Source organism: Providencia sp. PROV_01 (assembly GCF_053098325.1).
Window position 1 is genome coordinate 367,646 of sequence record NZ_JBRFKD010000002.1, and the last position, 15,101, is coordinate 382,746.

12 protein-coding genes are annotated in these 15,101 nt (G+C 44.9%); 10 read left to right on the forward strand and 2 right to left on the reverse strand.

Annotated features, from left to right (window positions below):
* Positions 1 to 1,007 precede the first annotated feature (1,007 nt).
* The 3 genes from ACU696_RS02470 (at position 1,008) to ACU696_RS02480 (ending at position 3,391) form a co-directional block, all read left to right on the forward strand.
* Entirely contained in the window at positions 1,008 to 1,973 is a 966-nt protein-coding gene (locus tag ACU696_RS02470; RefSeq protein WP_006755152.1) for an integrase domain-containing protein, read from the forward strand.
* Positions 1,974 to 1,976: 3 nt separating this feature from the next.
* On the forward strand, positions 1,977 to 2,273 hold the full coding sequence (locus ACU696_RS02475; protein ID WP_023888852.1) for a hypothetical protein: 297 nt from the start codon (positions 1,977 to 1,979) through the stop codon (positions 2,271 to 2,273).
* A gap of 848 nt (positions 2,274 to 3,121) precedes the next feature.
* Complete coding sequence (locus ACU696_RS02480) at positions 3,122 to 3,391, forward strand: hypothetical protein (RefSeq protein ID WP_000901446.1); 270 nt, start codon at positions 3,122 to 3,124, stop codon at positions 3,389 to 3,391.
* A 414-nt stretch (positions 3,392 to 3,805) separates the two neighbouring features.
* On the opposite strand, the gene ACU696_RS02485 is transcribed toward ACU696_RS02480, so the two are convergent.
* Positions 3,806 to 4,201, reverse strand: coding sequence for a hypothetical protein (locus ACU696_RS02485; RefSeq protein WP_001747915.1), 396 nt, complete (start codon positions 4,199 to 4,201; stop codon positions 3,806 to 3,808).
* Entirely contained in the window at positions 4,198 to 5,055 is an 858-nt protein-coding gene (locus ACU696_RS02490; protein WP_001747914.1) for a hypothetical protein, read from the reverse strand. Before ACU696_RS02490 ends, ACU696_RS02485 begins: the two co-directional genes overlap by 4 nt.
* A 345-nt stretch (positions 5,056 to 5,400) precedes the next feature.
* Between ACU696_RS02490 and ACU696_RS02495 the strand changes: the two genes are divergently transcribed.
* From ACU696_RS02495 to traN, 7 genes are all read left to right on the forward strand, one after another.
* Complete coding sequence (locus ACU696_RS02495) at positions 5,401 to 6,723, forward strand: conjugal transfer protein TraH (RefSeq protein ID WP_223228909.1); 1,323 nt, start codon at positions 5,401 to 5,403, stop codon at positions 6,721 to 6,723.
* 69 nt (positions 6,724 to 6,792) lie between these two features.
* The gene (locus ACU696_RS02500; RefSeq protein WP_447343224.1) at positions 6,793 to 10,131 is read left to right on the forward strand and encodes a conjugal transfer protein TraG N-terminal domain-containing protein; all 3,339 of its coding nucleotides are present in this window, start codon (positions 6,793 to 6,795) and stop codon (positions 10,129 to 10,131) included.
* On the forward strand, positions 10,131 to 10,385 hold the full coding sequence (locus tag ACU696_RS02505) for a hypothetical protein (RefSeq protein WP_000091004.1): 255 nt from the start codon (positions 10,131 to 10,133) through the stop codon (positions 10,383 to 10,385). Before ACU696_RS02500 ends, ACU696_RS02505 begins: the two co-directional genes overlap by 1 nt.
* Before the next feature lie 496 nt (positions 10,386 to 10,881).
* Complete coding sequence (locus tag ACU696_RS02510) at positions 10,882 to 11,091, forward strand: hypothetical protein (RefSeq protein ID WP_001747911.1); 210 nt, start codon at positions 10,882 to 10,884, stop codon at positions 11,089 to 11,091.
* Complete coding sequence (locus ACU696_RS02515) at positions 11,091 to 11,702, forward strand: hypothetical protein (protein WP_001747910.1); 612 nt, start codon at positions 11,091 to 11,093, stop codon at positions 11,700 to 11,702. Before ACU696_RS02510 ends, ACU696_RS02515 begins: the two co-directional genes overlap by 1 nt.
* A gap of 2 nt (positions 11,703 to 11,704) precedes the next feature.
* Positions 11,705 to 12,238: a FlhC family transcriptional regulator gene (locus tag ACU696_RS02520; protein ID WP_024140163.1), complete on the forward strand. Its 534-nt coding sequence runs from the start codon at positions 11,705 to 11,707 to the stop codon at positions 12,236 to 12,238.
* Between the two features lie 96 nt (positions 12,239 to 12,334).
* Entirely contained in the window at positions 12,335 to 15,094 is a 2,760-nt protein-coding gene (traN, locus tag ACU696_RS02525; protein ID WP_001747908.1) for a conjugal transfer mating pair stabilization protein TraN, read from the forward strand.
* The last annotated feature ends 7 nt before the right edge of the window (positions 15,095 to 15,101 follow it).

Below are 15,101 nucleotides of genomic sequence, written 5' to 3' on the forward strand. Positions count from 1 at the left end.
TTTGCTCTACTTTCCAATTCATCTAATTCAAAGTTTACTGACATCTGATATACCTACTAAAACCCCATCGAAAAGCAATCTATTGATGCTAAATATTTGGTCATCGCTCTAAGCATTACCGAAAAGCCACCTAAAAGCGACCGTTGAGTTAAATTCGAGCCCAACGAACAAACCTCACCCTAAAGACAAGCACTGAAAAGCAACCCAAAAGCAACTTTATGATGTACTTGACGCCTCTATCTGTTTGATTAATATATAAAGTGTTTTTGGTAGCTGGCCTTCAAACAGCATTCTGCAAAACTAAGGCGATTGCCTTCATTTCTTAACCCTCAGGGGGACTGCCCCCTATGGGCATTCCTCCGTCTATAACAATCTTCCCGGAGGAAAATCAGATGTTTATCATCATTATGCTTGCAGCGTTATGCTGCGGCCTGTGCTTGTGTATTGCACAAGTTAACAGGCTTCCATACCGCGATTTTGCTCAAAGCAATGTCGTGTCCTTGGTACTCGATCCCGAGCAGCCAAACCAAAGAGGACCACCCTCAACATCAGGACGAGTGTTGGAATACCCAACTTGCTCGATGCTCCACCCCGTCTCTGTCGCCGTAGGCGTAAACAGAGACGGGGGTAGAGCCCCCGACGGAAGCCTTGAGCCTCAAGGGCTCTAGGCTTTCGCACCGCGCACGAATGTGCGCGAATTATACCGCCTTCGGCGGTTGGCGCGCTTCGCGCTTTCCTTTCCAAAGAATGACACGACAGTACCAGCCGGATCTGCTGGCAGTTTGTTCCGTCGGAACAGACCAGCCAATGGAATGAGCAGTTCGCTCCATAGCAGTACAGTTCGTAATTAATGACCGTGGACATCGGGTTTAACTGTCCTGTGTTTGGGCAAGATCCCAACGTTGGCCTTAGCATGCAGAGCTAATTAAAAAACTGCGTTTCACTTACCACCGGATACGGACGGGCCAACAAAATAACAATTTTGATTAACAGAGTTAGGGGGAACAATGCGTTCAGAGCGGACTAATCCGGATTCACGGAATTTTGGCCTTCGTAGTCGAGATATAAACAAGGCTGCCCTGAACGCTCTCAAGGAGGGGATGAAGAGTTTTCAGTCCATAGCCACTATTCATGACCGATGGAGCGTTTTTAGCGCTTGGATTAAGTCCGAACAGGGCATAAAGGAATTGCGGGATATAGAAAAGGCTCATTTGGTCGCTTATGCGGCGCACCTTAATGATCGCTACGAGCGGGGCGAAATTGCTCCATCCACGGCGCAGAACTACCTGAGCGCAGTGAACCGGGTGATGGAGATTGCGCGCGGCGACCGACAGGTACGTGTAGATCCTGTCTCCGAGGGGGGACTTCCAAAGCGCTCAGGTATAGCCTCTGGCGACCGAAGTGTTTCGGATGTTTCCCATAATGCCGCAATGGAGGCAGCCTCCGAGCGCCTTGGGACTTTGCTGGAACTACAGCGTAATTTCGGTCTGCGGTTCGAGGAATCGGCCAAGCTGGATGCAGCCAGAGCACTAAGAGAGGCCGAGAAAACTGGCTCCGTGAGCATAAAAGATGGCACCAAGGGGGGCCGGGCACGAACTGTTCCGATCACCAGTGATGCTCAAATTACGGCACTCCAGCGAGCCGCCGCCATACAGGATGGCCGCAGCATGATCCCCGCCGAGAAGAATTATCGTGAGTTCAGGCAAGAAGCCTACCGGGAGATCGGCCGCCATCCGGTGAACTTCCACGGCGAACGGCACCACTACGCTCAAACGCGCTACAAAACTTTGATGCGTGCTGATTGCCCGGTAAAAGCAGGTGTTAAACATGGGCGAGAGCACTATGAATATTTAGCCAAAGAACTTGGAGTATCAGTAGCTCACGCCAAAATGCTGGACAAAGAAATCAGATCTGAAGTGGCTTTAGAATTGGGTCACGGTCGCATCGATGTGACAAATAGTTATTTGGGGTAATTGATGGAAAAATGGGTAAGAGAAAGAAGCCATGTTTATGTGCGGCATGGGGGGAAGACAGCTCGACGAGCTATGGTAAAAAGGCTAATTGCGGCTCTAAACGATATTGCCGCCAATGAAAAAGGAGTCAACGCACCATCACAAATTGGAAGAGCTCATATCCACCGGTATTACACAAGGCATCAAGGATTGAGTACCACGACATTGCGGGATCATTTTTATGCGTTCCGACTCTTGTGGGAATTACTTAACCGTCCTGGAGAGCCTCCGCGCCCAAAAAACACCGGCTCTGCTGATTAAAAGCCATCTACGCCTATGTCATATTCCTTAATAAGACCTTCCGTTCGCTGCTTTGTTTAAATGTGCCCAAAAAGGGCCAATACAGCGCGTGTCGATTCAGAAATGAGCTGTTAAATTTGAATCAACTTCAGCTCCGTGCTGAGTATGTGCGATAGCTGGTCGCCGAAAACAAACAGCATTTTATCAATTTATCCCGTAACCGGGGTTCACCGGTTATGCGGTGTAACCCCTTCAATTCCAACTAATTGGAGGTGTTTATGTACTTTTCTACGTTCGTTTTGATCATGATTGTTACCGTGGGCGTTATTGCTTTCGGGGCTACGATTGTCGCCAAACTACTAAATAAGGCTTCGATTCTGGCATATCGATCATTGATAAAAACGCGGCCTGTACGGGTCGTCAGCCCATTGGTAACTAATAGCAGTTCATTGTGTGGTGAATGGTTGAAAGCTACCTCCGGTAGCCATCAACCTAGAGTCTCCGATGCTGTCGAATGCGCTCCGCTTGAGGGGGAGCTGGTTGCAGAACGCGCTGTAATAGGTTCCACCAGGAAATTATTGTCAGCTCAAAGATGAGGGAGATTTTATGTATCGACTGATTCTGACAAACCAAAAAAAGCGAACGCGAGAGTATCAGCCTTCTGATGCTGGTTATAGGGCAGCTCTCAAAGCCACGCGCAAGTTTTTGGAACAAAATCCCCAGGGAAATGCAGTGCTTTACGGGCATGGTGTTTGTGAGTCCTTCACTATACGCAACATGCCTGAAGCCTAATCCCTAATTAAATAACCCAACCGGGTGCTTTGCCCGGTTGGGCTAAGTCCCGGCTATTAAACTTTTGGAGAATTAATATGTTGGGACAAAATCAAACAGAGATCCATCAATTCGATGTGTGTGGCCGCGTGTATTATCGTGGGGTTAACTACACTGAAAAAGAAGGTGAGTTGGCTGTTGAAACAGTAGAAGCTACTTCTCATGATGAAGCTGAAGCGCTGTTTAAAAGCCTGCAGGATGAGTATGCTCGTGAGTGTAATCGGACTGTTGAGCGCATCGATATCACTTTCACTATTGACTTGACGATAGCTGAAAGCGACAACGATGAACCGTACTTAGTGATGTAATTACTGAGAAAAGCAAAGGGCCAGCTTGTCTGGCCCTTTGCTACTTCTGGTGATAGGAATCTACTGAATCGGTTTCATTATCCTGCTTGGCCGTTTGCTCATCCAAGAGGCGGAGCATCTCTGATGCCTTGCGTCTGGCCTCGGCTACAATTTCTGGCTTCTCATGCTCCAAGATCTGGTCTAGTGTTTTTGCCACTGGTAAATCTCGCTAGTTTAGTTAGACTCTAAGTATATAAGGTTTTACAAGAGAGGTTCAGTTCCGTGGATGCCTTTACTATTGCAATGTTAAGTTTGCTCGCATTTTTTACCATTGTGACGTTCGGAAGTTTGTATTTATACAACAAACACAATCAAAACCGCTCTGAACAATAATTATATGTGTATTAAACGGCCCTGTTATCAATGCTGAATAATTCAGCAACAAACTGGTATTTTTACTGTTTCAATTAGATGATCGGACATAGCGTTAATTTCCTCATCGTCTAGTTTCGGGGCAAACAGGGGCGTTCCCCAGAATTGAACCTGTGGATAGTCTGAAAGCCTAAATACTCCATGCGGCCATCGGTCCTCGTCACCCAACCACCGGCGTAAAGTCAGATCTATACCCCATCCATCCTTTAGCTCTATCCAGCAATGCGGATTGATTTGTGTCTTGCTATGCACTGTTTCAACAAACCCTACTCTGCACTGATGTGGAATGTCTGATTTGGCTAGAATGTGGCTGATCATGTAAGTCATCACATCACAACTGGCTTTTGAATCCTCCAGATTTAGCAAAGCCAGCTCCAGTTCTTCATGCCACAGACTCATTGTGCCTTCCTGAATAGCAATTGCTGGCCTTTTTCATAGATAACTGGATATGGTAAAGCTTTGCCATCCTGGAACACACTATTGGGCGGGAAATACATGACTGCCCATTCCGGCAGCGCTCGGCTCGTACTTTTGTAAAAATCGTCCATTGGAAATGATTTCACGTCGCTGACCTGGGAGAAAATCAATCGAGAATATTTGGTCGTGTTATTAGCGGCCAGATTAAAGCTATCAATATTACCACTGCCCACAAAGGCTGGTGTTTTCCAAGGATTCGGCATTATAACGTTGTATGCAATTACGCAGTTTGAGCCATCACAGCCAAATTGTGGAGCCGTTACTGCCCACATAATTAAGGGATTTCCATCAATCTTAGGCGCTGTACTTTCCACTATTTTAGTTAAATCCAGGTTCATAGATTTCGCGGCTACCGCAACGGCATTATCAATTAGGTTTATGTAGTTGCTATAAGCATTTTCTGAGGATTTAGCCATTGATGCAGGCATCCATGCCATCAAACTTGGCCTAGCGGATGGGTTATCCGGTGATGTAAGAATGCTTGCAGTGTTAAACATGAGAGTTTGCTGACCGTTCAATCCTCTTAATGGAGCATCAAGCGATGAGGCCAGGCTTGTGACATTTAGCGCTTTCATCAATAGAGACTGTTTGTATGAGTTCCGCCCATCTTCTGAGTCTTTCAGATCTTGGTCATAAATACCCCCAGCTCTTGCCAAGTTTAGCGCTCTGGACATCTCTGGATTATAGGATTTTGGGGTTGTAGCACAGCCTGCGAGCATAATGGCGGCGAACAAGGCTGTAGCTGAACTTACGGAAGTTGACATATTCATTTTCATTTAAAGCTCCTCTTTTAGAAATAGAGTGCCATTGGTTTGTGAAAATGCAACAAGGGTTAAGTAAAACTTTTTAAAAATCATAAGTTTGTACGGACGTGACAAAGTTGCCGACATTATTCAATGATTAACTTTCACATGTGAAAGTTTTATTTGGACTGCCCAAATTGGACAGTTTGGCAGTTCGGTTTGTACTCATTTGCTCGGTAGGCTTTCGGGTGACACGAAACCTATTGGAGCAACAGTATGAGAGTCTCTCCCCCTTACATTAGAACACTATCTGCCTCTTGTTTAATCATCTTCTCTGTCGTCGCCACTCATGCCTCGGCTGAAGGGCTTCAGTCCGAGATGGATAGACTATTCAACGAAATGAGTAATACAACCAGACCGGGTATTCATCAGACACAACGCCGTGGAGTTATTGCGGGTGGGCGTGTGACCACCAAAGCGCGTATTTTTGATGAAAACCTAGTTAGCTTTGTCCCTCCATCCTGGAAAGCTGGGTGTGGTGGCGTTGATCTATTCGGTGGTTCTTTATCGTTTGTGAATGCAGATCAGATTGTTCAACTGATGCGAGCTGTGGCAGCAAATGCAAAGGGCTATGCTTTTCAACTAGCTCTGGATAATGTTTTTCCTGATGGTGCAAAATGGATAGAAAACTTTCAGAAGAAAGTTCAGGCTTTGAACCAGCATTTAGGCAATTCTTGTCAGTTAGCTCAGGGTATTGTTAACGATTCACTAAGTGCTTTTGACACAAAACTAAAGAACGATACTCGTACAAAAGCATCGACCAAAGGTTTATTTGAAGACATGTTTTCTGCAACGCAGGAAACGGATGGACAAACGGCAATCAAGACGCTGAAAGACAATTCGCCACAGGCCTACCAAGAGATGATAGGTAATATTGTCTGGAAGCAACTCAAAAAGAATAGTGTAAGTTCATGGTTCCAGTACGGGGATAACAGCCTGCTTGAAGCCATGATGTCTATAACTGGTGCCGTTGTCATTGGTGATTTAATTAATGATCCAAATCTTGCTGGAGAAAACAACAGTACTAATCCCATCGTCACCTTACCAGGGAATCGAATTACCCTTGGAGATCTCATTTCAGGTGGCTCTGTTAAAGTTTATTCATGTGACAGTGATACGGTTAACTGTATTTCTGCTGGTTCTGAGCTGAAGAGTGTTCAGCTCAGGGGGATTGGCAATCAAATGTCAGATTTACTTCTTGGTTCTGATTCTTCACCTGGATTGATTTATAAATATGCAAACAATGTTGGGGCTTTAAGTTCTGCCGAGATAGCTTTTGTATCAAATCTCCCCAGTAGCTTTGGCTCACTTTTCCGAAATCTTGCTGCTGTTTCCAGTGATACAGCAGAGCAGTTTGCTCAGCAAGCACAGACCATCATAGCGCTAGATATAACCTACAGGTTTATTGAGGAGATATACCGGGCAACAACTATTGCGTTAGCTAACAGTGATAATGCCTATCAACAAAAAGCTGTTGATGTACTTGATGCTTGTCGGGCTGTTGTCAGACAAGAGTATGACCAATTAATTGTGAGACACGGGAAGCTAAGTGATCTGATGGGGTATTACAACAGCTTACTTGATGTCACAAAGAAGCAGCGGCTTTTACTTGCGGCACAAGCATCAGGGAAAAAGGAGTAACTAATGGATTTTAGTATTTATTCCGTCGGTGATGCCGCATTTCTAGAGCAAATAATGATTGCTGTGGCGATGGCTACAGGCACCGGTGATTTTGAACGCATGGTAAGTATTGGCCTTTTAATTGGCGCTCTTATCATCTCATTTCAGTCGTTATTCCAGGGAGCTAAATCCTGGGATTTACATCAAGTTTTTGCTTGTTGGCTCGTGTATGCAATTTCCTTTGGAGCCGGCGTTACGGTAACTATTGAGGACGCGTACAACGGACAAGTGCGAGTAGTGGATAACGTACCTGTTGGTCCAGCCGCCGCTGGTTCTATAATCTCAAGCGTTGGATTTGGTCTCACAAAACTCTTTGAGGTTGCATATAGCCCTGTCGCGAGTGTGACTGAATCAAAGTTCATGGATTCTTTAGAGTTATTATCAAAGCTCAGAAATCACGAAATGGAGTCAGCACTATGGACTGCCTGGAATGATTCCCTAGGAGGCGGTGCTGTTGATATGAAGAAAAGCCTGACTAACTACATATCGGAATGCACAGCAATTAAATTTTCATTAGGTGAGTCAAATGAGGATCAAATCAACACAGAGAATTGGCGTACAGCTCTCAGATTTGATTCACAAATATATGGGACCCGATTGTTCCTGTCTCCATCTGGCCCGACAGATCCCAGTTGTACAGATGGCTGGATTCAGTTGAGCCAATCCTTTGAAACTGCGTTCAATTCTGGCCTTTCGCAACAAGCTCTTGGCTATTTGCTGTCTACCACTGATGCTTTGAATGCTACATCTGACGCTTTGTATCGCCTGCAGGTTACGAATGTGGCCGCAGGTGATTTTATAAAAGCCAATTTTCTGCAACCTATCGTACAGCGTGGCTTTGCTCAGTACTACAGTGATATGAATGATCCGTACGCACAAATCATGCTCACTCAAGCTGAGTCTCAGCGAAATACGCAATATGCAGCCGAACAGTCTTTGTTTGTAAAATCGATTCAACCTCTTATGACCTTGGTAGAGGGGTTTGCCTATGCGATTACGCCCATAGCCGCATTTGTGATGGTGCTTGGTTCTAAAGGTTTGCTATTGGTTGGTAAGTATCTTCAAATGCTTATATGGGTACAACTTTGGTTGCCAATTATGTCGGTAATCAATCTATTCATTTACATAATGGGGCAGCAGGCGCTCGCAAAATATACCACAGGGAACTTATCCTCATTTGAAGGTGTTGCATATGCTGGGGCCGAAATTGAGCGTTGGATAGGGATAGGTGGAATGATGGCCGCAGCAACGCCAGTCTTATCGTTGATGTTAGTAACTGGCTCGGTATATGCCTTCAATAGTATCGCGCAACGAGTGGGGGCGAGTGATACAGTCAATGAAAAACTAATGTCTCCAGACTTAGTGGACCGTGGTTCTGTTTTGAGTCAACAACCACAATTTAATCAATCCAGAATTGCTGGAACAATGACCTCTGGAGGTGAGTCATTAGTTGATAGTATTAACTTAGGAAGTACCGTAAGTAATGCCCTTAGCAGTAGTTCTGCTGCTACTGCACAGGCTCAGAAAGGCTTCGCTAGCCAATTAAGTAATAGTGTGTTTTCTGGACATGGTTCAGAACAGACTTATTCACAACTACAATCATTAGGACAAACGTTGAGAGCGTCTGATTCAACTCAGGCTAAAAGTATTTTGTCCGCGGCGCAGAACTACGTTACTGATCGTGGGATAAATGCTTCTCACACGGATGCTGTGGCAGGAGCTATTGCTATGCGTGCTAGCGCTGGAGTGGATGCCGGAAAACTTGCTGCTGCTTTTACAGGACCGGTTGGTGCCGCTGTAAATGCCGCTAATCCGGTATCTATGAACGGTAGTTTAGATGTATCTGCGCAATCGCAGAGTCAGGATAGTAGACAGCAGCTTAGTTCTGATATTGACTCTTTATCTCGCGGACTCGGTTTTACAAAAGATGACAGTTCAGCATTAACGAGTGATTTGGCACGGCAAGTGTCTACTGATAAAGGTCAACGTTTTACCCAGAGCTTAGGTGAAGAGCAGAGAAAGCAGCTCATGCAATCCAGTTCTGATCTTTTGTCTTCGCAACAAACCTACCAAGAGTTATCTCAGGCTCAGCAAACTATCGGGACTACTAGCAACAATAATATTAGCGCGTTAGCTGACAAAGTTCTGAACAACTGGTCAGCCGGTAAGTCATTGTCAGATGGTGTTAGACAGTCATCGCCAGAGACAAGAGATTTTGCGCAAAGAAAAGCCCAGCATTACCAAGATTTAGGTATTGATTCCCAGAGGGCAATAGTTGGAGGGCAGTTGTTTGCTATGCTCAATTCCAACTCTCCATCTGAACAAGCAATTGCAGCCAGTGCAATAGCAAAGGCCACTGGTGGCAACAGTGGCATTGACTTTAATCAACCAGGTCAAAGTGCAATGTTGGTAAAGGATGCTCCGCGCTATGTCTCGCCGGTTGAAAATTCGAGCGCACTTTCGGCACCGGAAAGAATGAGCAATGAACAAAAGCTTTTAGCTGAATCAGGCAGTATTGGATCTGAAAATTCTGTTCGTGACGCTCATGAAAAGGGTATCCAACAACTTGAGCAGAGTTATGGGACAAGCAGAAATGAATATCTTAATGACCGCTTGCCTGCGTTAAGAGCACAGATCATGGCATCCGATTTGGCCCCGTCAACATCCAGTGCTTTGTTTGCAGGTGCTGAGGGCGCAGGTCGTTTTGTACAGCAAGTTGTGGGTGGCGCAGGAGCCGCCAAAGAAGGGTTCGCAGAGAGTTTTGGGCAATCGATGTCTAAGTTAGCCCAGATGACTCCGGAACAACGAGATCAGTTTATTGAGGACACAAAGAAAGGGGACGATTACGTCAAGCAAGAGTATGGTCTTGGAGGCTTCCTGGCTGTAGGTGCTGCAAATCTGGGTAGGGACATCATTGGTGTGGGGATCAGTGGATTTGAAGCCGGTAAAGAATGGTTAACCGGTAAGTCAGATCTTTCAGAGGCAGCACAGGGAATGTCTGTTAGAGAAAGAGGGATGTTTTTTGCTTCTGCATTAGCAAGTGCAAGCGAGGCTGGAGCTGGAAAGGCGGCTGAGTTTGTTCAGCAATATGGTGACGAATTCAGGCAGATAGCAATGGATACTGCAAGATATGATTATGGTTTGAATAGTCAGGCAGGAGCAGAATTGTTTGCTGCATCGTTGATGGGCGGCGATTCATCGCGCTCTGGAGAACTAAGAGAAAATCTCAGAGAAGAGGTTGGTGATAACGTATTGGCAGATAAAATGGCTGCGATTATTGAAAGTTCTGCGGGGGCAGGTAAAGACCAAGCGGGCGGATATTTAGCGCCTGTATCAAGGTATTTGTCCGTAGCCAAAGGAGGCCGTTAATGAGCAGACGAGCTGAATATAGACGCGCAATTAAAGAGCTTAAAGTGATGATATTACTGGGGGAAGGGAGATGGCTAAACGAAAAGCCAATCTCCTGTGGAAATAAAAAATTTATCGTCGATGGTTCGGTGTTGAACAATGTAATCAGAGAGCATCCGGAACTTAATAAACACATTTTGATAGGTTTTTTTTCGTCGCCTCAACGGTATCCGTTATTAAGATATAAAGATAGGCAGTTAACGTTAAGTCTATAATTAATAAAAACAAAGGCTCTCAGGAGCCTTTGTTTTTATTCAATCCATAGAAGCTTCCGGATACATCTACGTCACTTACCATTGGAGATCCTGTGGCAGGGTTGTATGTGACGTCTGCAAACAGATCTCGCCCAGATAATGTGTTCGTTTTACTCCCGGAATTACTGATTAGATAGGCTCTTCTACCAATCTTTAAAGATGCCAGCAGAGAAACTCCGACTACAAAAAATATGAGCGACCATAGGCCAAGAAGTTTGTACGAATAGAACAAACTTACGATTAAAAACAAAGAGAATAGCGCCTTTTTCATTTACGCCTCCTGATTAATATGTAACCGATTATAGATTATCGTTCAGAAATGCAAATCTTCATAGCACCATAAAATGATACTGTAAAAAAACACAGTGTTTGGCGTTGCATTATCAAAAAGTCATGGTATTTATGATTGATGACAAAGTTAATCAGTGAATAAATCAGGTGTGTTATGGAGAAAGATATGAAGCATTTAGATCGTGAAACTGAAAAGCGATTAAACATCGTCGTTAAGGCAATCGGAACGTTGTTTATTCTAAGCTTTCTTACTCACTTGTTTATCTCGTCGTGGAGAGATGACCAATATGGATTTACCTTACTAGCGTTGATTGCAGGGAGCGCGTTAGTTTCAATCAATCTAGGCCGCAGAAAAAAAGGTAAGGAGGACTACTGATGTATGCCTTAGAGCCGTTAGAACGTGATGTTATTGGTAGCTTTGACAAGTTTGCCGTTCAATTGAGTGAAGAGAAGCCAGACCAAGATATTTTTGAGTTTGATTTGACTCTGTGGACACTACTGAAGCTTTTATCAGCCAATGCGCCATCCCAGGTTAGCAATCATTTTTCTCTTCCAGAAGATCTTGTTAATAAATTGGCGTCAACTCCTGACAGTTATCTTTCACAATTAGCGAGTGGAGTTCTTCTTAGCTTTAAACTTGAAACAGATCAAATGGAAGTGATCGATGCTCTTGCCGGTAGCTACGATTCTGTCATATGCCTTAAAAATGTTGTGGACGACTTTGACGCAGCGTACTGGCTATTGCTTAATAAGTTAGCTAGTAGAAACTTGGACATGGCGAGGCAAAATTTTGGTGTATCTTCTGGTCTTGCTTCCTCAGTCGCCGCCTCCTCAAACAGCCAGTTAAGGTCGTTATCGCATAGGGTCGTTATTAGATTTTCATTGAGATTTGATATTGGCGTACTCGATCAATTCTTATCAGCAGCTCTTGCCGATACAACGCCGATTTTATTAAAAAAGATTCAGCAATCTTTGGTGTGGAGATAATCATGAGTGAATGTTTTACATCTGGTTCGTTATCTCGCTGGGTAAAAGCAAGGCACATGGCATTGGCGGGTTATATCACAAAGATAATTATCCTAGAGACTGGTTTGACTTATAAGCAAGTTCGCAGGCTGTACGCTGAGCTTGAATATTGCGGATATGATGTGAAGGATAAGAAATCCAGGACATTCCGTGGTGGAGCGACGCTGATCCACAGTCAGACATCTAAAATTCAAGCATCGCTTTTAATGCAGCTCTATTCAAATCTTGGAGGGGAAAAAGTTAAGCGTTCTGTAGATATTAGCGCTCTGAATAAAGCGTTTAGGATGTATCACGCTATCCGTAAAGAAGTACCAGGTATGAAAGGAGGAAAATGGGAGCCCTTCGACATTACAGATGCCTGGTGTCTTGCCTCTGAAATGCGCAATGGAGAAGCAATGATAGAGCATTGCGAGCAATGCCAATGCACTTTTTTTACGTCAATTAATCAGCGAACATGTGTTGAATGCCCATTCTGCCGGGTCTCAAAAGCTGCCTGAATACATCCGCGTATGCCGCAAAAGGGCAAATAGCGATGCTAATTTTTATGAGAGAGCGACATAGCATTATCCAAACTAAAAAGCTGGAGAAATGCTATGTCCACTATGCCGCCCATCATGACGAGGTTTGTTGCCTCGCTCCTATGTTTAACCATCTCAGTTCTTCCGATACATTCTTATGCGGGTAATCAGGAACCTAACATCGGAGCTGTTGGTCGTGATGCCAAACAATTTGGTTTATCTATTGCGAACGGAGTTAAGCAAAACTCTGCTCAGGTTCAAGATGGTAAAATTTCTCTACCAGTCGGTAATGGTCAATCAACATCCATAAACATAAATGAACTGTTTCCTGGAGTTCAACCTGGTCAAAATACCGCAGAGTATTTCCCTGATGCAGCATCTCCAGAGGAGCTAGAACAGATATTTAGTGATGCTGATGCTATGGATCAGTTTGGTAATGAGGCAAAAGCCAATTTATTCCAAGACGCCAACAGCTCCAATCCCTCAATATCAGGTTCTGCATATCAAGTTCTCATGGATGCGGCCAATCGCTCACGCCCTGATTTCAGTAATGACCCGGTATTGAATCTAAGCAAAAAGACCTATGAGGATATGGACCTCATCGCAGGTGGCTTTGGGGATTGTTCTGCCGAAACAACCATTAATCAGAATACTATCAACGCCCACATTCCAGAGTATGAACGGTGTCAGCGTGTTGTAGATCAAAGCGCGGACTGTGAGGTTGTCCATGACTACGATGCCTCTGTGGTGAAGCACTATGATGGCCCATACAACCTAAAGTCCTGTGGTGACGGATGCACGGAGCTCTGGATTGGTAAGGTTGGGGACGATTACTGGGCTGGTAACTGTAAAATCTATGAAGAGTACACAAGAGTCCAGGTTAGTAACCCGGATGCTATCGTTTCCGCAACACTTGAATATGTTAAGTGGGATGATTACATGCAAGTGTGGGTCGGTAAGTCCGGCCAAGAAACTAAAGTGTGGTCTGGCCCAGATGGCAACTTCCCTCCAGAAACAGCCGGTAGATGTGAGCTCTCCACGAGTTGGGAGCGAAACCCTAATGTTGATGTCACTCCCTATTTTAAGAACGTGAAAGATGGTGATGTTGTTACATTCAAGATCCGTGTTTCAGTAACTGGTGAAGGTGAGGGTTTTGGCCGCATAAAACTCCGCTATGACCCATCGAAAGCCATTACCAAGGATGAGTGGGCTCCACAGAGCTGCATGGATTCAGCCAAAGGGGTTGTAGATGGTTTTGCCGAAGGCGAGATAACATGTATAGATGACCCGACTGATGCTACGGGCTGCACAGTCATCAACGGGGTCAAAGTTTGCGAATCCCAACTGAAACCGTCACCTTTCCCTGGCATTCCAAAGCTGTGCAAAAAGGTTCGAGTTAAAGCCGACTATGACTTTTATAAGGGGCAAATGGACTGCTGGACAGATCCTCAAGGTGAAACACACTGCCCTGTAAATACTGGTGGAAATCTCAACAGTTGCCAGATGTATGAGGATAATCCTCAGTGTGGATTTATTAGTTCTGAATGTATTGATGGAGCAGAGGGTTCCTCGGGTAAGTGTTATGTGTTTAAAGATACCTACGACTGCGGAACGGACATATCAATACCTACTTTAGAGAAAGAAACGACGTATCAATGTGGTGGACCCATTAGGTGTATGGGAGATGATTGTCTCGATATAACAAAGTCACAAAGCACTGATTTCGCTCGTGCATCTGCATTGTTGAATGCAGCTCAGTTCATGACTCAGGATATGAGTTGTACTGGTCAAAATTATGATGATAACCCCACTGGTGAAGAAAATGTGATGTGTTCAGCTTTTGCCGGTGAGGCTGGGGAATGCAAGATTGCTGTGGGTGGTGTCTCAGATTGTTGTGAAAAGCCGACGAATATTTCGTTTGCTGATTATCTCAATTTGATTATGGCCGTGCCTAAGCTAGACGGTGCCGTTATGGGACTCTCTGATGGCAGTGCCGTGAAAGGAGCATACCAAGTATTAAGAGACCCCGTAATGTCTGGCTGGACCGAAATAACACAGCCTTTTGCAAGTTATATAGAAAATATTAGTGGAGCGGTTGATAGTTTTCTCCAGCCTGTTCAACAGTTTGCCCAGGAGACTATTGGCGCATTAAAGGAGCAAATTACCAAGCTGACTTCTGAAGCTCTAGGAAATGCTTCTGCGACGGGAGCCGCTGGCGTACCTGCTGGGGCTCCTGAATCAATGACTGAACAAATCCTCGGCCAACAAGGTGCCGCCATGCTAAGCACCGTTATGACTGTTTACACAGTCTATGTAGTGTCGATGGTCATGATCCAAATGATTTGGAAGTGCGAGGAAAGGGAGTTCACCATGAATGCTAAAAGAGCACTAAATAGCTGCACATACGTTGGATCTTACTGCAAGTCCAAAGTACTGGGAGCATGTGTCGAGGAGCGAGAGTCCTATTGCTGTTTCAACTCGCCACTCTCTCGAATCATCCAAGAGCAAGTGCGGCCACAACTTGGCCTGAACTTTGGTGATGCGCGCACACCTCAATGCGGCGGAATTCCATTGGATCGAATAGCGGATATTGATTGGAGTAAGGTTAACCTAGACGAGTGGTTGGGTATACTTCAGCAAAATGGAAAACTTCCTGATCCCGCATCGTTAAACTTGGATGCTTTAACGGGAGCTGGAAGTGATTTTAATATTGATGGTACTCGACAAGACGCCTCAGAACGTATTATGGAGCGGCTGGAAGGGATTAATGTGGACAAAATTAGAAACGACAAAGCGCGTGAAATCTTTCCTGACTTGGATGGCAATGGTGGTTGATGTTTAT

Coding starts and splice junctions, on each gene's coding strand:
- ACU696_RS02490 (WP_001747914.1), bottom strand. CDS start 5,055: ATGAAAATGAATATGTCAACTTCCGTAAGTTCAGCTACAGCCTTGTTC.
- ACU696_RS02480 (WP_000901446.1), top strand. CDS start 3,122: ATGTTGGGACAAAATCAAACAGAGATCCATCAATTCGATGTGTGTGGC.
- ACU696_RS02520 (WP_024140163.1), top strand. CDS start 11,705: ATGAGTGAATGTTTTACATCTGGTTCGTTATCTCGCTGGGTAAAAGCA.
- ACU696_RS02495 (WP_223228909.1), top strand. CDS start 5,401: ATGGATAGACTATTCAACGAAATGAGTAATACAACCAGACCGGGTATT.
- ACU696_RS02500 (WP_447343224.1), top strand. CDS start 6,793: ATGGCTACAGGCACCGGTGATTTTGAACGCATGGTAAGTATTGGCCTT.
- ACU696_RS02475 (WP_023888852.1), top strand. CDS start 1,977: ATGGAAAAATGGGTAAGAGAAAGAAGCCATGTTTATGTGCGGCATGGG.
- ACU696_RS02470 (WP_006755152.1), top strand. CDS start 1,008: ATGCGTTCAGAGCGGACTAATCCGGATTCACGGAATTTTGGCCTTCGT.
- ACU696_RS02485 (WP_001747915.1), bottom strand. CDS start 4,201: ATGAGTCTGTGGCATGAAGAACTGGAGCTGGCTTTGCTAAATCTGGAG.
- ACU696_RS02510 (WP_001747911.1), top strand. CDS start 10,882: ATGAAGCATTTAGATCGTGAAACTGAAAAGCGATTAAACATCGTCGTT.
- ACU696_RS02515 (WP_001747910.1), top strand. CDS start 11,091: ATGTATGCCTTAGAGCCGTTAGAACGTGATGTTATTGGTAGCTTTGAC.
- ACU696_RS02505 (WP_000091004.1), top strand. CDS start 10,131: ATGAGCAGACGAGCTGAATATAGACGCGCAATTAAAGAGCTTAAAGTG.
- traN (WP_001747908.1), top strand. CDS start 12,335: ATGTCCACTATGCCGCCCATCATGACGAGGTTTGTTGCCTCGCTCCTA.